This window comes from Streptomyces sp. NPDC050534 (assembly GCF_044457745.1).
In the GTDB taxonomy this organism is placed as follows: Bacteria; Actinomycetota; Actinomycetes; order Streptomycetales; family Streptomycetaceae; genus Streptomyces.
Genome location: NZ_JBITHF010000001.1, coordinates 133,881 through 155,025 on the forward strand (window position 1 = coordinate 133,881; position 21,145 = coordinate 155,025).

Sequence of the window (21,145 nt, forward strand, 5' to 3'; positions counted from 1 at the left end):
CATGTCGTGATTTCGGTCCGGATGCCTGCGTACACGCGCGCGCACGCCTACGCTCGCTGCGTGCTGCGCATCATCGACGCCCGAACCGGCGATTCCGTCGACCCCGCCCCGGCCCGCCGAGGGCTGACCCGGGTCGAGGCCCATGTCCCGGGTTCCGGAACCGGATCCCTGCGGGTACTGCTGGTCGCCGACGTCCTCGTGCGTGCCCTGGAACTCGGCGGCACCCCGGTGTGGGGGGTGCTGAACGCCGGCGGCGAGCACGCCGAGCTGCGGTCCGGGGCGGCGGCCCTCGGCATCCGGCCCTTCGAGGACCGGCGGGACGTGGGTCCGGGACTGGGCGAGGCACAGGTCCTCCACGTCGTGGGGGAGGGCGACGCGCCGCCCGAAGGTGTCCGGATCGCCGTCGCTCCCGTGCGCGCCGGGGAACCCGGCGCCCCGGAGGCCGGCGACCCGGCCGTCCTGCGCCTGGCCCTGCTCTCCCGGCGGCACAGCGAGCCGGTGACCCTCGACGCCGCCGCCCTCGCGGCGGCCCGGGAGACCCTCGTACGCTGGCGCCGCGCGGTCGCCGCCTGGGCGCAGCAGCCGTCGCGGCCTATCCCCGACGAGGCGCGCACGCGTCTTCGCGGCGCCTGGGAGGACGACTTGGACGTGCCCGCCGTGCTCCAGGTGCTGACCTGGGTCGAAACGGAGTCCGAACTGCCCGACGGCGCCCGCTTCGAGACGTACGCCTACGCCGACCGGCTGCTCGGCCTCGACCTCACCCGCGACCTCGGGTCCCCGGCGTGATCGCGCGCGCGGCACCCGGCCCGCTGCGCCGCCTCGTGGTGCTCCGGCACGCCAAGTCGTCCTGGCCGGACGGCGTCGCCGACCACGAGCGCCCGCTCGCGCCCCGCGGCCTGCGGGACGCACCGGCCGCGGGGCGGGCCCTCGCCGAGGCCGACTGCCTGCCGGACCTCGCGCTGTGCTCCACCGCCCTGCGCGCGCGGCAGACCTGGGAGCTGGCCTCCGCCCAGTGGGGCACGCCGCCACCGGTACGCCATGACCCGCGGCTGTACGGCGCCGTCGCCACCGAGCTGCTGGGCGTCGTGCACGAGGTGTCCGCCGAGGTCGAGACGCTGCTCCTGGTCGGGCACAACCCCGGCCTCGAGGAACTCGTCCTCGCCCTGGCCGGGGACGACCTCGACGACGCGCTGGACGAGGTGCGGGCGAAGTTCCCGACCTCGGCGATCGCGGTACTGGCCTGGCACGGGCCCGAATGGGACGCGCTCGTCCCGGGCACCGCGCTGCTGACGAGCGTGCTCGTGCCGCGGGGCAGGAAGGGCGACGGGAAGAAGTAGGGCGGGCGCCGCATAGGCTGGCCGGATGCAGGACGAGTACCGCACGGTGGCCCACGCGGGCGTGCACGAGACCGAGGTCAACCGCTCCCGCTTCCTGTGCGCCCTGGCGCCGGCGGCGACCGAGCAGGAGGCCCAGGACTTCGTCGCCGGCGTGCGCAAGGAGCACGCGGACGCCACCCACAACTGCTGGGCCTACGTCATCGGCGCCGACGCCTCGGTGCAGAAGGCGAGCGACGACGGCGAACCCGGCGGCACCGCGGGCGTCCCCATGCTCCAGATGCTGCTGCGCCGCGACATGCGGTACGTCGTCGCCGTCGTCACCCGCTACTACGGCGGGGTCAAGCTCGGCGCGGGCGGCCTCATCCGGGCCTACGGCGGCGCGGTCGGCGAGGCCCTGGACGCGGTCGGCACCCTCACCCGCCGCCGGTTCCGGCTGGCCACGGTGACGGTCGACCACCAGCGCGCCGGCAAGGTGGAGAACGACCTGCGCTCGACCGGGCGCGAGGTGCGCGAGGTGCGCTACGGCGAGGCGGTCACCCTCGAGATCGCCCTGCCGGACGCCGACGTGGACACCTTCCGCTCCTGGCTCGCGGACGCGACCGCCGGGACGGCCGGTTTCGAACTGGGCGGCGAAGCCTACGGAGATGTGTGACGTTCCGTATGAAACGGGCGTAACGGACCGGTATGAGACGGCTCATGACGGGCCGATACGGGAGTAACCGCCCGGGCTGTCGGACCCGGCCGTTAGGGTCGGGGATCATGAGGCTGCTGCACACTTCCGACTGGCATCTCGGCCGGGCGTTCCACCGGGTGAACATGCTCGACGCCCAGGCCGGGTTCATCGGCCACCTCGTCACGACCGTGCGCGAGCGCGGCGTGGACGCGGTGGTTGTGTCGGGGGACGTGTACGACCGCGCGGTCCCGCCCCTCGCCGCGGTCGAGCTGTACGACGACGCGCTGCACCGGCTCGCCGGCCTGGGCGTGCCGACGGTGATGATCTCCGGGAACCACGACTCGGCCCGCAGGCTCGGCGTCGGCGCCGGCCTCATCGGACGGGCGGGCATCCATCTGCGGACCGAGCCGGCGGCGTGCGGGACGCCGGTGGTGCTGTCCGACACCCATGGCGACGTGGCCTTCTACGGCCTGCCGTACCTCGAACCCGCCCTGGTCAAGGACGAGTTCGGGGTGGAGAAGGCGGGCCACGAGGCGGTGCTCGCCGCCGCCATGGACCGGGTCCGCGCCGACCTCGCCACCCGTGCGCAGGGCACCCGCTCCGTCGTCCTCGCGCACGCCTTCGTCACCGGCGGCGAGGCCAGCGACAGCGAGCGGGACATCACCGTCGGCGGGGTCGCCTCCGTGCCCGCCGGGGTCTTCGACGGGGTGGACTACGCGGCACTCGGCCACCTGCACGGCTGCCAGACCATCACCGAGCGGGTGCGCTACTCCGGCTCCCCGCTGCCGTACTCCTTCTCGGAGACCGGCCACCGCAAGACCATGTGGCTCGTCGACCTCGACGCGGACGGCTCCGTCACCGCCGAGCGCGTCGACTGCCCGGTGCCGCGCGCGCTGGCACGCATCCGCGGGCCCCTGGAGGAGCTGCTGGCCGATCCGCAGCTGACCCGGCACGAGGAGGCATGGGTCGAGGCCACGCTCACCGACCCGGTCCGCCCGGCCGACCCCATGGCCCGGCTCGCCGAGCGGTTCCCGCACACCCTCAGCCTCGTCTTCGACCCCGAGCGGGCTCCGGACGACCCCGACGTGTCGTACGCCGGGCGGCTCGCGGACCGCAGCGACCAGGAGATCGCCGAGGACTTCGTCGCCCACGTGCGCGGCGCCGGACCCGACGAGCACGAACAGGCCGTACTGCGGGACGCCTTCGACGCGGTGCGCGCCGACGAGGCCGTGCGGGAGGTCGCGCGATGAGGCTGCACCGGCTGGACATCACGGCCTTCGGGCCCTTCGGCGGATCCCAGAGCGTCGACTTCGGCGAGCTGTCGGCGGCCGGGCTCTTCCTGCTCCACGGACCGACCGGCGCCGGCAAGACGTCCGTCCTGGACGCCGTGTGCTTCGCGCTCTACGGCTCCGTCCCCGGCGCCCGCCAGAGCGGCCAGGGCCTGGCCCTGCGCAGCGACCACGCCGCGGCCGGCACGCGCACGGAAGTGGTCCTCGAACTGACCGTCGCCGGGCGCCGGCTGGAGATCACCCGGCAGCCGCCCTGGGAGCGCCCCAAGAAGCGCGGCTCGGGCACCACCACGGAGAAGGCACAGAGCTGGCTGCGCGAGTACGACGCGACGGCCGCCGCCTGGAAGGACCTCAGCCGCTCGCACCAGGAGATCGGCGAGGAGATCACCCAGCTGCTCGGCATGAGCCGCGAGCAGTTCTGCCAGGTCGTGCTGCTGCCCCAGGGCGACTTCGCGCGCTTCCTGCGTGCCGATGCCGAGGCACGCGGCAAGCTCCTCGGCCGCCTCTTCGACACCCACCGCTTCGCCGAGGTCGAGAAGCGCCTGGCCGAGCGCCGGCGCGCCGCCGAGGCCGAGGTCCGCGAGGGGGACGCCGCGCTGCTCGCCGACGCGCACCGTATGCAGCAGGCGGCCGACGGCGCCCTGGACCTGCCGGAGCTGGCACCGGGGGAGCCGGGGCTCGCCGAGGCCGTCATCGCCGCCGCGGCCGTCGCCCGCAGCACCGCCCGCGAGCAGCTGACCATCGCCCACTGCCGGCTCGCCGCCACCGAGTCCGAGCAGGCGGCGGCCGAGCGGGCGCTGGACGACGTACGCGAAACGGCCCGGCTGCAGCGGCGGTTCGCGGAGGCGCGGGAGCGCGCCACCCGGCTTGAGGATCGGGCCGAGGCCCACCGGGACGCACAGGCCCGCATGGAGCGATCGCGCAAGGCCGAGGCGGTCGCGCCCGCCCTGGAGCTGAGGGAGGCCGCGGAAGCCGAACACCGGCGGGCCGCTGCCGCCGAGGCACGCGCGCGTGCGCTGCTGCCCGACACCTACGCCGACGCCGGCGCCGCCGGGCTCGCGACCGCGGCACGCCGGACCGCCGAGGAGCTGGGCGGCCTGGAGTCCGCCCGCCGCGCCGAACAGCGGCTGACCCAGCTCGTCGCGGAGCGCGCCGACCTGGACCGGCAGGAGCGCGCCGACGAGGACGTGCTGCAGGAGGCCGAGGCGTGGCTCGGGGACTGGGACGCGACCCGTTCCGGACTCCAGAGCCGTGTCGAATCCGCTCAGGAGGCCGCGACCCGGGCCGAACAGCTCGGCGTGCAGCGCGAGCCCGCGCAGCGCAGGCTCGGCGCGGCCCGCCAGCGCGACGCGTTCGCCCGCGACACCGAGGACGCCCACGCGCGCGTGCAAACTGCCCGCGAACGGGCCACCGAAGCCCGTGCCCACTGGCTCGACCTCAAGGAACAGCGGCTCACCGGCATCGCGGCCGAACTCGCCGCGAACCTCGCCGACGGCGAGCCGTGCGCGGTCTGCGGAGCCACCGAGCACCCCGCGCCCGCGCGCAAGGTCGCCGGGCACGTCGACCGCGAGGCGGAGGACCGCGCCCTCGCCGCCTACCAGCGCGCCGACGAACAGCGCGCCGAGGAGGAACGCCGCCTCGGCGTCGTACGCGAGGCCCTGGCCGCCGCCACCGCCGAGGCGGGCGACACCCCCACGGCCCGGCTCGCCGAAGAGGTCGAGGAGCTGGAGCGCCTGTACGGCCGGGCGCGGGCCGGTGCCGGTGCCCTGCACGCGGCGCACGAGGAGCTGCGGCAGGCGGAACAGGAGCACGAGCGGCGCACCACGGTCCGGCAGCAGGCGGCGGTCCGGGCCGCCTCCCGCGTGGGGCACCGTGACCGGCTCGATCGTGAACGGGCGGGCCTGGAAGAGGAGTTGGCGCAGGCCCGCGGCGCGGCGGTCAGCGTCACCGCGCGGGCCACGCAGCTGGAGCGGCAGGCCGCGCTGCTCACCGACGGCGCCGACACCGCGCGGGCCGCCGAGGACACCGCCCAGCGTCTGAAGGACGCCGACTCCCGGCTCTCCGACGCCGCCTTCCGCGCCGGCTTCGAGACTCCGCAGGCCGCGGCCGCCGCACTTCTCGACGCCGCCGCCCACCGGGAGCTGCAGCACCGCCTGGACGCCTGGCAGTCCGAGGAGGCCGCCGTGCGTGGCGTCCTCGCCGAGGCCGACACCGCGGCCGCCGCCCAGCAGCCGCCCGCCGACCTCGCCTCGGCGGAACGGACCGCCATCGCCGCGGCCCGGCGGTTGCGCGAGGCCGCCTCCGCGCGCGACGCGGCCGACCGCCGGTGCAGCGAACTCGACCGGCTCTCGGCCCGGTCGGCCGCGGGAGTACGGCGCCTGGCGCCGCTGCGCGAGGAGTACGACCGGGTGACCCGGCTGGCCACGCTCGCCGCGGGCACCTCGGCGGAGAACGAGCGCAAGATGCGCCTGGAGTCGTACGTCCTGGCGGCCCGCCTGGAGCAGGTGGCCGCCGCGGCGACCGTGCGGCTGCAGCGGATGTCGTCCGGCCGGTACACCCTCGTCCACTCCGACGACCGGGCCGGACGCGGCCGCAGCGGTCTCGGGCTGCACGTCGTCGACGCGTGGACCGGGCGGGAGCGGGACACGGCGACCCTGTCGGGCGGCGAGACGTTCTTCGCCTCGCTGGCGCTCGCGCTCGGCCTCGCGGACGTCGTCACCGACGAGGCCGGCGGGGTGCGCCTGGACACGCTCTTCATCGACGAGGGCTTCGGCAGCCTCGACGAGCAGACCCTCGACGAGGTCCTCGACGTGCTCGACTCCCTGCGCGAGCGGGACCGCAGCGTCGGGATCGTCAGCCACGTGGCGGACCTCAGACGCCGTATCCACGCCCAACTGGAGGTCGTGAAGGGCAGATCCGGGTCCGTGCTGCGGCAGCGGGGTGCTCGGTAGGACTGCCGCACTGCGCCCGCGTCAGTGGCCGAGCGGCCGCCGGGGCAGCGGGGACGAGTAGACGACGCTCGTCGTCACCGAGCCCAGCGCGCCGATCCGGCCGGCCACCTCCTCCAGATGGTGCATCGAGCGCGCGGCGACCTTGATGACGAAGCAGTCGTCGCCCGTCACATGGTGCGCCTCGAGGATCTCGGGCGTCACGGCGACGAGGTCGTGGAAGGGCTTGTAGTTGCCGTTCGGATACCGCAGCCGCACGAACGCCAGGATCGGCAGGCCCAGCCGGTCGGGGTCGACGACGGCGGCGTACCCCTGGATGACGCCCGCCTCCTCCAGGCGGCGCACCCGTTCGGTCACCGCGCTCGGCGACATGGACACGGCACGGGCCAGCTCGGCGAAGCTGGCGCGGCCCTCGCGCTGGAGGACGTCGAGGATGCGCCAGTCGGTGGCGTCCGGGGAAAACGTGGTCATCCCGGATGGATAGCAGGGAAATCCCCGGCCGATCAAGGGCAGGCCCGGGGATCGCCGCTTCAGGCGGCCCCGAGACCGGCATAGATTCATGAGCATGATCGCTGACACCGTGAATCCCGTACTGCGCACGGCCCCCGCCGCTCCGGCCGAGGCCGCCGCCTACTTCCGCGCGAGCCTCGTCTTCCACGCCGATGTGTCCGACGTCGCCGCAGCGCTCGCGGCCGGCGGTGACCCCGGGTTCGTCGTCCTGGACTCCCGCTCGACCGAGGCATGGGACCAAGGCCATGTCCCCGGGGCGGTCCATCTGCCGACCGCGCTCATCCCCGAGCAGGCCGCGCGACTCCTCGACAGGTCCGTGCCGGTGGTCACGTACTGCTGGGGCCCCGGCTGCAACGGCGCGACCCGGGCGGCCCTCGCCCTCGCCGAACTCGGCTACCAGGTCAAGGAGATGCTCGGCGGCTTCGAGTACTGGGTGCGCGAGGGCTTCGAGTTCGAGACCTGGGAGGGGCACGAGCGGCGCACCCCGGACCCGTTGACGGCACCGGCGGCCGGGGACGACTGCGGCTGCTGAGACGAAAGCGGAGTCGCGAGTTCCTGCTGCGTGTACCGTTCCGCACCATGGTGCGATACGCGGAAGCCGGTGCGATGGAGTGGGTCGAGTCGGGCGGCGGGCCGCTCATCGCGGTGCCGGAGACGGTGCTGCCGTTCTGGGCGGGCGCCGACGGCGAGGAGAACGCCTCCGACTACGACCGGGCCTGCGAGGTCGACGGCTTCGTGGGACTGCTCCCGGTCGGCGACTCGGCCGCCCTGGTCCTGGGCGACGAACCCGCCTCCACCGCCTTCCTGCCGGAACACGGCACCTTCGTACGGTGGTGGGCCGCGAACTCCGAGGGCGAACTCCTCGCCGGTGTACCGGCCGCCCTCGCCGCGGCGGACTGGGGGCACGAGGTGCAGTGGGAAGTACCGGGACCGGTCCTGCTGTTCGACTCGGCCTGGCCCGGCAACGAGACGGAACGCACCGACAGCCTCCGGGTCGAGCTGGCGCCGGGCCGGTACGCGGTGCGCGCGGCCAACGTCCAGCCGGGACCGGAGACCTGGCTGGGGCTCGTACAACTGCGGCCCTTGTCCTAGGACTCGGCCCATGGACGGACGGCACGGACGGCCGGGGCGACAAGCCGGTCCCGTACGGATATTCATGTGCGGGGCCCGGCGATGATCCCCATCATGGTCGTCCATGCCCCTTCTGCCGCATCCCGCCCCCGAAGACCTGCGCCGTGACCCGCTGCCGCTGCGCGGCCGTACCGCCCTGGTGACCGGGGCGAGCAGACGCGCCGGCATCGGACATGCCGTGGCCCGGCGGCTCGCCGCGTACGGGGCCGGCGTCTATCTGCACCATCACGTGCCGCACGACACCGCCATGCCCTGGGGCGGCGACCGCACCGAGGACGTGACCGCCTCCGTCCGTGCGGCACTCGGCGACCCCGCAGCCCAAGTCGTGGCGGGGCCGGGCGACTTGAGCGATCCGACCGCGCCCGCGGAGCTGATCGCCACGGCCGCCTCGGCGCTCGGCGGCCGGCTCGACATCCTCGTCGCCAACCACGCCCTCAGCGGAAGCGACGGCACCCTCGACACGATCGACGCCGCGATGCTCGACGCGCACTGGGCCGTCGACACCCGCTCGGTGCTGCTCCTCGTCCAGGCCTACGCCCGGCATCGCGCCGCACTGCCCCCGCTCACCCCCGGCGGGCGCGTCGTGATGATGACCTCGGGCCAGGACATCGCGGGCGGCATGCCGGGCGAGATCGCCTACGCCCTCCAGAAGGGCGCCCTCGCATCGATCACCCGCTCCCTTTCGGCCACCCTCGCCGAACAGGCGATCACGGTGAACACCGTCAACCCGGGCCCCGTGGACACCGGTTACGCCACCGGGGAGACGTACGAGGCAGTCGCCGCCCTCTTCCCCGCGGGCCGCTGGGGCAGGCCCGACGACCCGGCCCGCCTCATCGCGTGGCTCGCCACGGACGAGGCGGACTGGATCACGGGTCAGGTGATCGACTCGGAGGGCGGATTCCGCCGTTGAGCCGGCCTGGTCTCAGAGCTGGGCGAGCTCGTCCACCAGGTCGTCCAGGCCGAGCGAGCCCTGGGAGAGGGCCGCCATGTGCCAGGCCTTGAGGTCGAACGCGTCGCCGTGCCGCTCGCGGGCCTTCTCACGGCCCAGCAGCCAGGCCCGCTCGCCGAGCTTGTAGCCGATCGCCTGGCCGGGGATGGTGAGGTAGCGGGTCAGCTCGCTCTCCACGAAGTCCGCCGGGCGGCTGCTGTGCGCACCGAAGAACTCCTGGGCGAGCTCAGGGGTCCAGCGCTCGCTGGGGTGGAAGGGCGAGTCCGCCGGGATCTCCAGTTCCAGGTGCATGCCGATGTCGACGATGACCCGGGCGGCCCGCATCATCTGCGCGTCGAGGTAGCCGAGCCGCTGCTCCGCGTCCGTGAGGTAGCCGAGCTCGTCCATCAGCCGCTCCGCGTACAGCGCCCAGCCCTCGGCGTTGGCGCTGACCCCGCCGATGGTGGCCTGGTAGCGGGAGAGGTTCCCGGCGACGTGCGTCCACTGCGCGAGCTGGAGGTGATGGCCCGGGACGCCCTCGTGGTACCAGGTCGAGACGAGGTCGTAGACCGGGAAACGGGTCTGCCCCATCGTCGGCAGCCAGGTGCGGCCCGGACGCGAGAAGTCCTCCGACGGCGCCGTGTAGTACGGGGCTGCCGCGCCGCCGGGCGGGGCGATGCACGACTCCACCTTCCGCACCCGCTCGGCGAGTTCGAAGTGCGTGCCGTCCAGCTCGTCGATCGCCTGGTCCATCAGGCCCTGCAGCCAGTCGCGGACCTCGTCGACACCCTCGATGTGCTTGCCGTGCTCGTCGAGATGGGCGAGCGCCACCCACGGCGTCGCGGCGCCCGGCAGGATCTTCTCGGCCTCCTGCCTCATCTCGCCGAGCAGACGGTGGTACTCGGACCAGCCGTACGCGTACGCCTCGTCCAGGTCGAGGTCCGTGCCGTTGAAGTAGCGCGCCCAGCGCGCGTACCGCTCGCGGCCCACCGTGTTCGGGGCGCCCTCGACGGCCGGCGCGTACACGTCGCGCATCCAGTCGCGCAGTTCCACCAGGGCCGCGGTGGCCGTACGGGCCGCCTCGTCCAGCTCCGCCCGCAGCGCCTCGGGGCCCGCCGCGGCGAAGTCCTCGAACCAGCCGCGGCCCTCGCCGTCCGTGTCCGACCACTCGGTGAGCTGCCCGACGAACGTGGCCGTCGGACGCGGAGCGGCGTACAGCTTGCGCTCCAGGCCGAGCGAGAGGGACTCGCGGTAGCCCGCCAGCGCCGCGGGCACCGCACGCAGCCGCTCGGCGATCGCCGCCCAGTCCTCGTCGGACTGGTTCGGCGTCACGGTGAAGACGTCGCGCACCGAGTGCGCGGGAGTCGCCATGTTGCCGACCGCGCGCAGGCCCTCCTCGGCCTCGTGCACGGCGAGTTCGGCGGTCAGGCGCTCGCGCAGCAGCCGGCCGCACCGGCGCTCGATGTCACTGTCGGCGCCGGGCTGCCGCTCGGCCTCGTCGAGCCGCGCCAGCGTCCGCCGCGCCAGCTCCGCCAGCGCCTCCTGGCCTGCGGGCGACAGATCGGGCAGTCTGCTCGAACTCTCCTTCACTCCGAGGTAGGTACCGGTCACCGGGTCGAGGGCGATGAGCTCGTCGACGTAGGCGTCGGCGACCTCTCGGGGCAGCGGGTGCGTGGTCTGTGACATGCGGTCCATCCTCGTACGAGGGGCCGCCGCGCGTCACGTGGATTGTGCCGAGGGCGAAGGCGGGAGCAGCGGTCCGCACTCCCACTGCTGGAAGATCAACCGGGTTTCCACGCGCGCCACTTCGGGCCGCGACGTGAACCCGTCCAGGACCAGCCGCTGCAGATCCGCCATGTCGGCCACCGCGACATGCACGAGGTAGTCGTCGGGGCCGGTGAGATGGAAGACCGTACGGGACTCCGGCAGCGCCCGGATCCGGTCCACGAACGGCCCCACCAGCTCCCGCCGGTGCGGCCTGACCTGCACCGAGAGCAGGGCCTCCAGACCCCGGCCGAGCTTGGCCGGATCGAGCCTGAGCTGATGCCCGAGGATCACGCCCGCGCGGCGCAGCCGCGTCACGCGGTCGAGGCAGGTCGACGCCGCCACGCCGACCTGCGCGGCGAGGTCGCGGTAGGTGCTTCGGGCGTCGTTCTGCAGCAGCCGCAGCAGATGGAGATCCACCGGATCCAGTACGACAGATTCAGCCATCGGCCGAACGTAGCACGGAGGCCGGTCACAGTGACCCGGTGGTTGTTCATTCTCCGTCCATGGACTCCACGAGAGCACTGCCCGGCTCGCCGAGAGCACTGGCCACCGAAGCCGTCCACGCCGGCCGCGACGACCTCGCCCGGCAGGGACTGCACGCTCCGCCCATCGACCTGTCGACGACCTATCCCTCGTACGACAGCCGGGGCGAGGCCGCCCGCATCGACGCCTTCGCCACCACCGGTGCCGAGCCCGAGGGCCCGCCCGTCTACGGGCGCCTCGGCAATCCGACGGTCGCCCGCTTCGAGACCGCGCTGGCCCGGCTGGAGGGCACCGGGTCCGCGGTGGCGTTCGCCAGCGGCATGGCCGCGCTGACCGCCGTCCTGCTGGTGCGCGCCTCGGCGGGCCTGCGCCACGTCGTCGCCGTACGTCCCCTCTACGGTTGCAGCGACCACCTGCTGACCGCGGGCCTGCTCGGCTCCGAGGTGACCTGGACCGACCCAGCCGGGATCACCGACGCGCTGCGCCCCGACACCGGCCTGGTGCTCGTCGAGTCCCCGGCCAACCCGACCCTGGCCGAACTCGACCTGCGGGCCGTCGCCCACGCCTGCGGCACGGTCCCGCTGCTCGCCGACAACACCTTCGCCACACCGGTGCTGCAGCGCCCGGCCGAACAGGGCGCACGGCTGGTGCTGCACAGCGCCACCAAGTACCTCGGCGGACACGGGGACGTGATGGCGGGCGTGGTGGCCTGCGACGAGGAGTTCGCCGGGCAGTTGCGGCAGGTCCGGTTCGCCACCGGCGGCGTCCTGCACCCGCTCGCCGGCTACCTGCTGCTGCGCGGCCTCGCGACCCTTCCGGTGCGGGTGCGCGCGGCCTCCGCGAACGCCGCCGAACTTGCCCGCCGCCTCGCCGTCGACCCCCGTGTCTCACGCGTCCACTACCCGCGCATCGGCGGCGCGATGGTCGCCTTCGAGGTGACCGGCGACCCGCACGAGGTCATCGCCGCCGTCCGCCTGATCACCCCGGCGGTGAGCCTGGGCAGCGTCGACACCCTCATCCAGCACCCGGCCTCCATCAGCCACCGCATCGTGGACGCGGACGACCGCCGAGGCGCGGGTGTCAGCGACCGGCTCCTGCGGCTGTCGGTGGGCCTGGAGGACGTGGAAGACCTCTGGACGGACCTGGACGGGGCGTTGGGGAGCGCGAGCGCCCCCGCAGGGGCGCGGGGGACTGCGCGACAGGCCACAGCGAACCTGTAGCCCGCCCAACGACCCCAGCCTCTACGGCGCTTCGGACCGCCCGAACTCACCCGCACCGGACAGCTCTCCCCGCGAAGCGCCCTCGTCCAGCCGGGCCGTGATCACCAGGGTGCCCTCCTCGATCTGATAGTCGAGGGGGAGCCCCAGGCCCCGCATCGCCCCGACCATGCCGGTGTTGGACGCCTGCGTCACGGCGTACACGCTCTCGCAGCGCGCCTCGACCGCCATCGACACCAGCCGCTCCAGCAGTTCACCCCCGATGCCGCGGCGCTGCCACTTGTCCTCGACCAGCAGCGCGACCTCGGTCTCGTCCCCGTCCCACAGCAGGTGGCCGAGGCCGACGATGCGCCCCGACGCGGTCTGCACCGCCAGGGTGCGGCCGAAGCGCGGGCTGAGCAGGTGGTTGAGGTAGCGCTCCGCGTCGCCTACCGGCCCGTGGTAGCGCAGGCCGAGCGTCCGCGAGGAGCACCGCTCGTGCATCGCCTTCGCGGCCTCCAGGTCGCGCTCGTCGGCCCGGCGCACGGTGATCTCGTTGCCCTCGGGCAGCGTGAGCACGTCCTGGCCGTGCGGCAGGCGCGGTCCGAGCCGGGCGTCCAGCTCCACCAGCGCCCGCGCCCGGGCGAACTCGGTGGGTGTGAAGGTCAGATACGGACGCTCCACGCTGATCACTCCGCCGTCCGGCGCCCGCAGCCGCATGACGGTGTCCTCCAGCGCTCCCTCGACCGGTACGCTCTGTGCCGCCCGGCCGCCGCCGACCGGCACCGCCGGCAGCTGGCGGATGGTGCAGCGGCCCAGCAACTGCCGCAGCGCGAGCGGCAGTTCCGCCGAGTCCAGGGCGGTACGCGCCGCGAGGCCCAGGACCCTCGTGGGCGCGTCCACCAGGTCGTGGGCGTCGGCCCGTTCGAGCCAGGTATCGGCGCCCCCGGCCAGCGACACCACCTGGGTCAGCTCGGACGCCATGAGCTCACCGGGAGCCCGCAGCAGGAACTCGTCCACCGTGCCCGCCGCCAGCGGATGCGTCTGCAGGCTCAGGATGTCGACCCGCCGCCCGGCCAGCGCCGTGCACAGCGTGGCCAGTGACCCCGGTTCGTCCTTCACCGTCGTCCGCATCCGCCACAGCGAATTCTCCACGGACGGCCCGGCCTGCTGCTCCAGTGGCAGCGGCCGGGCGCCGGTATCGCTCGACGGCGGTGCGTGATCGTGGCGGCGTGTCCACCACGTCCGGAACCCTTCCTTGGCGGCCCGCACCGCCGTCCGTACCGAACCACCCTGCTGTGCACGCGTCACGTCAGACATGTATCGACTCATGGAACCACTGTGAAGGAAGGGTGTTGCGTGATCACGAACGCTTTGTGACCGATGGGTAAAGCATGTCTATGCGCCTTTTGTGGAATTTTTGACTGTTGCGCCGCGCGACCGGACGCGCCCACTCTGCGCCCGCGCACGGGATCAGGCGGCCAACTCCGGCGCCAGCGCGCTGCGCAGCCGGCGGGCCTGCGACACCAGCCGGGACGAGCCACGACGCTGCGCCGTCTGTGCCAGGTGCGGCAGTTCGCCCCGCGCTCCGGAACGCTCTGCGCACTCCGCGGCCACCGCCAGCAGCTCACCGAGGCCGCGAGCCGACGCTCCCGTGCCGCCCACCGCGAGCTCGGCCAGCAGCATGGGCAGGGTGTGCCGCAGCATCCCCCAGATCGTGGCGTTCGCCCCCGTGGCCGCCGCCGTCCGGGACGACTCCGCGAGCCGGAGCGGCTTGACCGCCCCGCGTCGTATCAACTGGCCGAGATCCGCGCCCAGTCGGGCCCCGTCGAGCTGCCCGCGCGCCGCCAGTGTCAGCAGCGCGTCCACCGCGGCGAGCCGGTCCTCCGGCTGCCGGGCACCGAGACCGTACGCCAGGCACAGGTGGACGGCCTCGCCCGCCTCACCGCCGGACTCGGCCAGCAGGGGCAGGAAGGCGGCGGCGCCCCGCACGTCGTCCACGGCCGCGGTGGACACGTCGCGCAGCATGCGCATCGCCACCAGCTCACGTCGCTCGGGCAGCAGCGCCAGCCAGTGGCCGCGCATGTCCGGGCCCCAGTGGTAGCAGTACCAGCGCTCCCTGAAGACGCTCACCGGTGCGTCCAGCGGCCGGAACTCCGCCGGGAAGTCCTCCTGAATCTCCCGGAGTTCACCGCATTCGAGCAGGATGCGGGCACCCGGCGTCCGCCGCCGGTCCGCCGGCAGGCCGGGGCCCTCGTGGGTCAGCCACCGGCCGAGCCGCGCACCCTCCTTCGTACCGAGCGCCGCCGCGCGCCCGGCGGCCGTCGCGGCCGCGGCCCGGTCCGCGCGGCGCACCCGCAGCAGCGCCTGCGCGAAGTCCGCCGCCGAGACCCGCGCGCCCAGGCGCCGGTACTCGTCGAGGCGGCCCACCAGCTCGTCCGGCTCCAGCAGACCCGTGCTCCAGGTGGGCGTCGACAGCAGGAACGGCAGCGGCTCCGTACGCAGCCGGTACGCCACCTCCCACAGGCGGGCGTCGAAGGCCCGGGAGAGCGGGCTGTGTACGCAGGCTTCGGCCGCGGTCCCGTGCTGGACCGACGCCAGAAGCGTCGCGGTGCGCAGGCGTCCTTGAAGAGTGGCGAGCAGGAGGTCGAGTCCGTCCGCGGGGTTGTGGACGCGGTTGGCCCGACCGAAGTGGTCGTCCGGGTGCAGGACGTACCCGGGGTCCGCGCTGTGCCACCAGCGGCGGGCGACCACCGGTGTCAGCGCCTCGAGAAGGGTGTCCCGATCCCGGTGCGCGTGCCGCACCAGACCGTCCAGTGCCCGCTCGAACGTGGCCACGTCCCCCTGCGTGGCCATCAGCGCACCGATCTCCTCGGCGAGCTCCGCCGCCGACTCCGGCGCGGGTGCCAGCCGCACCGGCCGTGGGGCCGGAGGCAGCACCTCCTCGTACGCCGGAGGCTCGGGTGCCGCCCGGTCGGCGCCGAGCGTCGAGACCGCCCGCACGCGCAGCGCCGGGAGCAACTGGTCCGCGGCGGTCGCCAGTTCGGCCCGAACCTCCGCCGATCCCACCTTCTTCAGATGGCGTTCCACCAGCTTGAGCGCCCGCTCCTGCACATCGGAGTCCTCGTGTCCGAAGGCCTGCGCGAGGGCGGGCAGCAGCGTCTCGGCACTGGAGGCGTCCCGGGTGAGGACCTTGCCGAGCAGGACGAGCTGGGTGCGCACCAGCTTCCTCTCGGGGCGGAACAGCACCGCGTCGGACATCTCCGCGAGCCGGCGCGGTGGCAGCTCGCCCTCGACGGCGAGGGCACCGAGCACCGACTGGGCGTACGAGGCGACCGGGGAGGCCGCGTCGGAGGCGAGGGCGAGCCAGTCCGCGGTCCGCTCCCGCTGCTCGCCGGGCGTCAGGGACAGGTCCTTCAACAGGCGCAGGAACGCGCGCTGATCGGCGGCGGAACCGCCGCGCAGCAGACGGGCCACACACGCGCCGACCATCGCCCCGCGGTCCAGGGTGCCCTCGTCGGCGAGCTGCGCCAGCGCGCCGTACCAGCTGTTCGGGCCCTCCCCGGCCAGCCATCCGAAGAAGCCGCCGACGTCCTCGGTCTCGAAGAGCGCGGCCACGAGCTGCGGCAGGTACGGGTCCTGCCGGAGCCGGTTCAGCACCGTCTCCTCGCGCTGCCAGGTCCCGGCGACGTGGCCCAGCCAGCCCCGCACGTACGCATCCGTCGTCGGCACCGGGCAGCCCGACAGGCGCACCAGCCCCGCCATCAGCTCGTACGGCACCCCGGCGCTCTCGGGACGCTGCGCCAGCCGGTGTGTCAGGTCGGCGAGCCACTTCGGGTCGCGGTCGCCCAGGATGCGCAGCAGCAGCGCCGGTGACGTCCGGGACCAGCGCATGTCGGCGGCCGCGATCCAGGTGGCGACGGCCGCCGCGCCGGTCTGGCACGCCACCCCGGCCACGTACAGCGGCGGATAGGCGCGCCGGGATTCGGCGTCCCAAGGGGCTGCCCGCAGCTCCTTGCGCACCGTCTTCAACTCACCGAAGACCGACCGTCGTTCGGCATCCGTCATCTCGTCGAGCAGGCTCACCACCTCGGCCGTCCGACCCGCCCGTACCGCATCCGTCAGCACACTCATCGCACACCCCCGTCGACCCGAGTCCTGCCCTGCTCCACCGCGGCACCGCCCCGCCGCACCATCCGCACCGCCAGCGCGTGCTTGCACGGTCCGCGCCCGCCGCGGTACTTCGCCCACCACAGACAGCTGCAGCTGAGCACCCCCGCCTCGTCCCGCACCCGGTGCACATGACCGTCCTGCGCGGTCACCGTCCCGAGGGCACCGTCCAGTGCGACCGCGCCCGCGTCCACCAGCCCCCGGGCCGCACGCAGGCGCGGGTTGTGACGCTCCACGCGCTCGGCGTCGTACGGCAGTTCACGGTGGAAGTAGGCCGCCTCCGCCGTGTCGTAGCCGACGCGTCCCGAGGTGCCGAGGCGGATCAGGGCCGCACGGACCCGCTCCGCCGTCAGGCCCGAGGAGGAGGCCAGGTCGGCGACGTCGATCCGCGGCTCCCAGGCGAGGAGCACGGAGATCAGCTCCGCGTCCTCGGCCGCCTCGTCGGTGGCAAGTGCGTCGAGGACGCCGCCCTCTCCGGAGAACCCGCGCGAGGCGTCCGGCGACAGCGTGAGCGTCAGCCGCATCCCGGGCAGCACGGCCTCCCAGGCACTGGCCGCGGAGGCGGCGCCGGCGGCCGCGGGACCGTAGACCCGCAGGGCGGTGGCGTGGCGCAGCACGCGCTGCAGGGCGATCAGCCGCTCCGGTCCCGGCAGGCACACCGCGCCGGGCACGGGCCGGGTGGTCGGCCGCAGGGTGCGGCCCGCGGGCACCACCCATCGCGGGCCCACAAAGGCGCCGCGGCCACCGCCGCGCGGGAGTGCGCGCAGGAACCGCACGGCCTCCGCCGCGGGCAGTTCCGCCCGCAGGTCGAAGCCGGCCGCGATCACCTGGGCCTCCGCGAAGCCGCGCAGCCACCGGTCCGGAAGCGGCACCTTCTTCTCCACGACCGGTCCGTCCAGCGTCGTCACGGCCAGCTCGTCCGGTCCGACGCGCAGATGGAGCGGATCGTCCGAGCCGATCCGCGAAAGGGCCTCGCGCAGCGGGTTGTTGACGTCGACGTTGGTCGTGCCGTGCCCCACCTCGCCGCAGTCGAGGCCCGGCTCCAGCACGTCCAGGCGGGCGTACACCCCGCAGCAGCCGGAGAAGGACTCGAAGCGCAGCCGGTCGCCGTTGCCCGTCACCACCGGGTCGAGGGAGGCGCGCAGTTGCTGCTGGTAGTAGCGCGCGGCGGCCACGTCCGCCACCGCGAGCAGCCCGGCGGAGGCCACCTGAGGCGACGTCAGGAAGCCCGCGAAGAATCGCGGATGGTCCTCGACACCCCTCGGCGTCGCACCCTGGGAGGTCTCCAGTCCCAGGTGTCGTTCACCCGCCGAGGACTCCAGCACGGAGGGTCGGCGATAGGCCACGGCCTGCAAAGATCGCGTCATGGAAAAACCGTAGAGGCGACCACTGACAATCGGCTTCGACCTGCGAATACGCCTGTGCGGCGGGTGAGTTCGGGGGGACGCGAGGGCCGCGCACCGGGAGATGACGCCGGTGCGCGGCCCAACCGAAAGGTACCGGAGTTACTGGCCCACGCGACCGGGCTGAAGCGTCTTGGTGAACAGCACGGAGCCGTCGTACTCGCGCAGCCGCACCGTCAGCTCGCCGCTGGAGCCGTCGATGTCGACCTCGCCGAAGAACTGGTAGCCCTCGGCCGGCGAGACGTTCGAGGCCGTCGGCGCCTTCACGAACACCCGGTCCGGGCCGAAGGTGGCGTCGAGTGCGCTGGCCGGGAAGGCGCCCGCGTTGAGCGGACCCGAGACGAACTCCCAGAACGGCTCGAAGTCCTTGAACGACGCCCGCGACGGGTCGTAGTGCTGGGCCGAGGTGTGGTGCACGTCCGCCGTCAGCCACACTGTGCCGGTGATCCGGCGGTGCTTGATGTGGCGCAGCAGTTCCGCGATCTGCAGCTCGCGGCCCAGCGGCGCGCCCGGATCACCCTGGGCGACGGCCTCGAAGTCGGCCTTGCCCTCGACCCCGTCGGGCACGACGAGCCCGAGCGGCATGTCGGCGGCGATGACCTTCCACACCGCACGCGACCGGGACAGCTCGCGCTTGAGCCACTCCAGTTGCTCGGCGCCGAGGATGCCCTGCGGGTCGGTCGTCTGGTCGTCGGGCGAGTTCGCGTTGCGGTACGTCCGCATGTCGAGCACGAAGACGTCGAGGAGCGGACCGTGGTGGTGGACGCGGTAGATCCGCCCGTCCGGCCGGCCGCTGATCGTGGAGATGGGGAAGTACTCGGAGAACGCGCGCCGGGAGCGCAGCGCCAGATCGTCGAGCTTGGTGCCGGCCGGGTACGGGGTCCCGGAGCCGATGACCTCGCCCGGGTACCAGTTGTTGCGGACCTCGTGGTCGTCCCACTGGACGACGTTCGGGACCTGGGCGTTGAACCGGCGCAGCGCCTGGTCCAGCAGGTTGTAGCGGAAGTTGCCGCGGAAGTCGTCGAGGGTGACCGCGACGTGCGCCTTCTCCTCGGTGGTGACGTTGCGGTACAGGCTGCCGTCGGGCAGCGCCTGGGTCGCCGAAATGGCGCCGTCGGCGTAGATGTTGTCGCCGCTGCACAGGAAGAAGTCCGGGTCCAGCTTCGCCATGGCGTCGAAGATCCGGTAGCCGCCGATGGACTCGTTGATGCCCCAGCCCTGGCCGGCCAGGTCGCCGGACCACACGAACCTGACGTCCTGGCGCCGCTTGGCGGGCGCCGTGCGGAACGTCCCGGTCACCGGCTCACCGGTACGGCGGGGGTCGTCCGGGTCGGCGAGCAGCACGCGGTAGTGGACCTGCTCGCCCGCCGGGAGCCCGTGCAGCCGGGTCGTGCCGGTGAAGTCGGAGTCCGCGCCGAGCAGCGGGCCGTGCCATCGGCGCGCCGCGCGGAAGGAAGCCGTCGGGGAGGTCTCGACGACCATCCGGGCAGGGCGGTCGGAGCGCACCCATACCAGCCCGGAGTCGGCGGTCACGTCTCCCGCCTGAACACCCCAACCCGCCTTGGGGCGCCCCGAGAGGGCGAGAGCCGGGGCCGCGCCGAGCGCGGTGGGCAGGGTCAGCGCCGCCGACGCGGCGAGGGTGCCGCGCAGCACGCTACGGCGGCCCGGGAACGGACTGTGGGACATGGATGCGCCTCCAGGGACGGGATCCGGCCAGTGTGCGATGCCACACCTACTGGTGCGCCGCAGCGCGCACGGAAACCGCAAGTGAACAACTGACCGCAGGGGCGGGGGAGGACGCGGGCGCCCTCATGCCTTCGCGGCCCGGGCCATCAGCCGTACGCCCGCCCGGATCCGCGCGGGCGCGAGGTGCGCGTACCCGAGCACCAGCCGCACGGCTCCTGCCTCGTCGTGCCCGGCACGCGCGTGTGTGTAGTCCGACAGCGGGCGTACGGCGACGCCGGACGCGGCCACGCGCGCGAGGAAGTCCTGCTGCGGGCCGTAGCGCCGCGGCAGCGCGGCGATGACGTGCAGTCCCGCGGCGATCCCGGCGACCTCCGCGCCGGGGAAGTGCTCTTTGAGCGCGGCCACGAGCACGTCGCGCCGCTCGCGGTACGCGCGCTGGCAGCGGCGCAGCTGGCGGTCGTAGTCGCCGTGCTCGACGAAGCGGGCGAACAGCGCCTGGTCGAGGGTGGGATGTCCGAGGTCCATGGTGCGCTTGCGCTCGACCACCTCGTCGGCCAGCGACTCCGGTACGAGCAGCCAGCCGAGCCGCAGCCCCGGGGCGAGCGACTTGCTGACCGAGCCGGTGTAGGCCACGTGCTCCGGGTCGAGGCCCTGCAGCGCGCCCACGGGCGCGCGGTCGTAGCGGAAGTCGCCGTCGTAGTCGTCCTCCAGGACGAGTCCGTCCACCGACCGTGCCCAGTCGAGCAGTTCGGTGCGGCGGCGCGCGGAGTAGGCGATACCGGTGGGGAACTGGTGGGAAGGCGTTGTCACGACGGCCCGCACGCCCGAGTCCCGCAGCGGGCCGGGGACGATCCCCTCCTCGTCCAGCGGCAGCGGCACGGTCCTGACGCCGGCCGAGGCGTACAGGGCGTCGTGCTGCGGGCTCCCGGGGTCCTCCACGCCGACCGTGCGCAACCCGCGCGCGTGCAGCGCGAAACCGAGCAGGGTCGTCGCCTGTGCCACCCCGGACACGACGACGATGCGCTCGGGGTCGGCGACCACGCCCCGGCGGCGCGCCAGCAGTTCGGCCAGCGCGGTGCGCAGCTGCGGCAGCCCGCGCGGGTCGGGGTAGCCGAGGTCCTGGTGCGGCAGCTCTGCCAGGACCGCGCGCTGCGCCGCGGCCCACGCGGAGCGCGGGAACAGCGACAGATCCGGTGTGCCCGCCACGAAGTCGGCGTGCACACCGGGGGAGCGCGGGGCGAGATCACGCGCGCGTGGCGGCGCGGCGCGCACGGCATCGCCCACCCAGGTGCCGGCCCCTCGCCCACTGCGCAGATAGCCCTCCGCCGTCAACTGCTCGTACGCCTCGGTGACCAGCCCCCGCGACACCCCGAGGTCGGCGGCGAGGTCCCGGCTCGACGGCAGCCGGGTGCCCGGCGCCAGCCTCCCCGTGCGCACCGCCTCACGCAGTGCCGCCTGGAGCGAGCGCCCACGCGTGCGTGCCGGAGCGGAGGCTGCGGGCAGGAGCAGCTCCCAGGCGGGGGAGCCCGGCCGGACGGGCCGCGCGGTCGCGGCCGGATCGGGGGTCCCGCTCCGATTGGTCTCCGATGACGTCATGGAAATGGACCTTAAACCGGACCGCCGG

General features: G+C 74.0%; 17 protein-coding genes. 9 read left to right on the plus strand and 8 right to left on the minus strand.

The annotated features are described in order from the left end of the window. Positions 1-21 precede the first annotated feature (21 nt). From ACIBN2_RS00655 to ACIBN2_RS00675, 5 genes are all read left to right on the plus strand, one after another. The gene (locus ACIBN2_RS00655) at positions 22-786 is read left to right on the plus strand and encodes a hypothetical protein (protein WP_399131850.1); all 765 of its coding nucleotides are present in this window, start codon (positions 22-24) and stop codon (positions 784-786) included. Further along, positions 783-1,337, plus strand: coding sequence for a SixA phosphatase family protein (locus tag ACIBN2_RS00660; RefSeq protein ID WP_399131852.1), 555 nt, complete (start codon positions 783-785; stop codon positions 1,335-1,337). The genes ACIBN2_RS00655 and ACIBN2_RS00660 overlap by 4 nt, the downstream gene beginning before the upstream one ends. Before the next feature lie 25 nt (positions 1,338-1,362). Continuing rightward, complete coding sequence (locus ACIBN2_RS00665; protein ID WP_399131853.1) at positions 1,363-1,989, plus strand: YigZ family protein; 627 nt, start codon at positions 1,363-1,365, stop codon at positions 1,987-1,989. A 107-nt stretch (positions 1,990-2,096) separates the two neighbouring features. After that, on the plus strand, positions 2,097-3,260 hold the full coding sequence (locus tag ACIBN2_RS00670) for an exonuclease SbcCD subunit D (RefSeq protein WP_399131854.1): 1,164 nt from the start codon (positions 2,097-2,099) through the stop codon (positions 3,258-3,260). Then, positions 3,257-6,250 (plus strand): AAA family ATPase, encoded by a 2,994-nt coding sequence (locus tag ACIBN2_RS00675; RefSeq protein WP_399131855.1) that lies wholly within the window; start codon positions 3,257-3,259, stop codon positions 6,248-6,250. The genes ACIBN2_RS00670 and ACIBN2_RS00675 overlap by 4 nt, the downstream gene beginning before the upstream one ends. A 21-nt stretch (positions 6,251-6,271) precedes the next feature. Here the strand turns inward: ACIBN2_RS00675 and ACIBN2_RS00680 are convergent, their stop codons facing one another. Further along, entirely contained in the window at positions 6,272-6,718 is a 447-nt protein-coding gene (locus ACIBN2_RS00680) for an Lrp/AsnC family transcriptional regulator (RefSeq protein ID WP_399131857.1), read from the minus strand. Between the two features lie 94 nt (positions 6,719-6,812). Between ACIBN2_RS00680 and ACIBN2_RS00685 the strand changes: the two genes are divergently transcribed. From ACIBN2_RS00685 to ACIBN2_RS00695, 3 genes are all read left to right on the plus strand, one after another. Further along, positions 6,813-7,289, plus strand: coding sequence for a rhodanese-like domain-containing protein (locus ACIBN2_RS00685; protein ID WP_399131858.1), 477 nt, complete (start codon positions 6,813-6,815; stop codon positions 7,287-7,289). Positions 7,290-7,336: 47 nt separating this feature from the next. Continuing rightward, positions 7,337-7,849, plus strand: coding sequence for an immunity 21 family protein (locus ACIBN2_RS00690; protein ID WP_399131860.1), 513 nt, complete (start codon positions 7,337-7,339; stop codon positions 7,847-7,849). Positions 7,850-7,952: 103 nt separating this feature from the next. After that, entirely contained in the window at positions 7,953-8,798 is an 846-nt protein-coding gene (locus ACIBN2_RS00695) for an SDR family oxidoreductase (RefSeq protein ID WP_399131861.1), read from the plus strand. Positions 8,799-8,810: 12 nt separating this feature from the next. On the opposite strand, the gene ACIBN2_RS00700 is transcribed toward ACIBN2_RS00695, so the two are convergent. Together ACIBN2_RS00700 and ACIBN2_RS00705 are read right to left on the minus strand one after the other, a co-directional pair. Next, positions 8,811-10,502 carry a DUF885 domain-containing protein gene (locus ACIBN2_RS00700; RefSeq protein ID WP_399131863.1) on the minus strand — a complete coding sequence of 564 codons (1,692 nt, stop codon included), beginning with the start codon at positions 10,500-10,502 and terminating at the stop codon, positions 8,811-8,813. A 33-nt stretch (positions 10,503-10,535) separates the two neighbouring features. Next, a complete protein-coding gene (locus tag ACIBN2_RS00705; protein ID WP_399131864.1) occupies positions 10,536-11,027 on the minus strand; it encodes an Lrp/AsnC family transcriptional regulator in 492 nt (163 codons plus the stop codon). 59 nt (positions 11,028-11,086) lie between these two features. On the opposite strand from ACIBN2_RS00705, the gene ACIBN2_RS00710 reads away from it, so the two are divergent. After that, entirely contained in the window at positions 11,087-12,286 is a 1,200-nt protein-coding gene (locus ACIBN2_RS00710; protein ID WP_399131865.1) for a trans-sulfuration enzyme family protein, read from the plus strand. 21 nt (positions 12,287-12,307) lie between these two features. On the opposite strand, the gene ACIBN2_RS00715 is transcribed toward ACIBN2_RS00710, so the two are convergent. The 5 genes from ACIBN2_RS00715 to ACIBN2_RS00735 form a co-directional block, all read right to left on the minus strand. Further along, positions 12,308-13,582 carry a GNAT family N-acetyltransferase gene (locus tag ACIBN2_RS00715; protein WP_399131866.1) on the minus strand — a complete coding sequence of 425 codons (1,275 nt, stop codon included), beginning with the start codon at positions 13,580-13,582 and terminating at the stop codon, positions 12,308-12,310. A gap of 153 nt (positions 13,583-13,735) precedes the next feature. Continuing rightward, the gene (locus ACIBN2_RS00720; RefSeq protein ID WP_399131867.1) at positions 13,736-16,396 is read right to left on the minus strand and encodes a DUF6493 family protein; all 2,661 of its coding nucleotides are present in this window, start codon (positions 16,394-16,396) and stop codon (positions 13,736-13,738) included. Then, a complete protein-coding gene (locus tag ACIBN2_RS00725) occupies positions 16,393-17,799 on the minus strand; it encodes an SWIM zinc finger family protein (RefSeq protein ID WP_399131868.1) in 1,407 nt (468 codons plus the stop codon). Before ACIBN2_RS00725 ends, ACIBN2_RS00720 begins: the two co-directional genes overlap by 4 nt. Positions 17,800-17,937: 138 nt before the next feature. Further along, positions 17,938-19,521, minus strand: a complete 1,584-nt coding sequence (locus ACIBN2_RS00730; RefSeq protein WP_399131869.1) for an alkaline phosphatase D family protein — start codon at positions 19,519-19,521, stop codon at positions 17,938-17,940. Between the two features lie 123 nt (positions 19,522-19,644). Beyond that, positions 19,645-21,117 (minus strand): PLP-dependent aminotransferase family protein, encoded by a 1,473-nt coding sequence (locus tag ACIBN2_RS00735; protein ID WP_399131871.1) that lies wholly within the window; start codon positions 21,115-21,117, stop codon positions 19,645-19,647. Positions 21,118-21,145 lie beyond the last annotated feature (28 nt).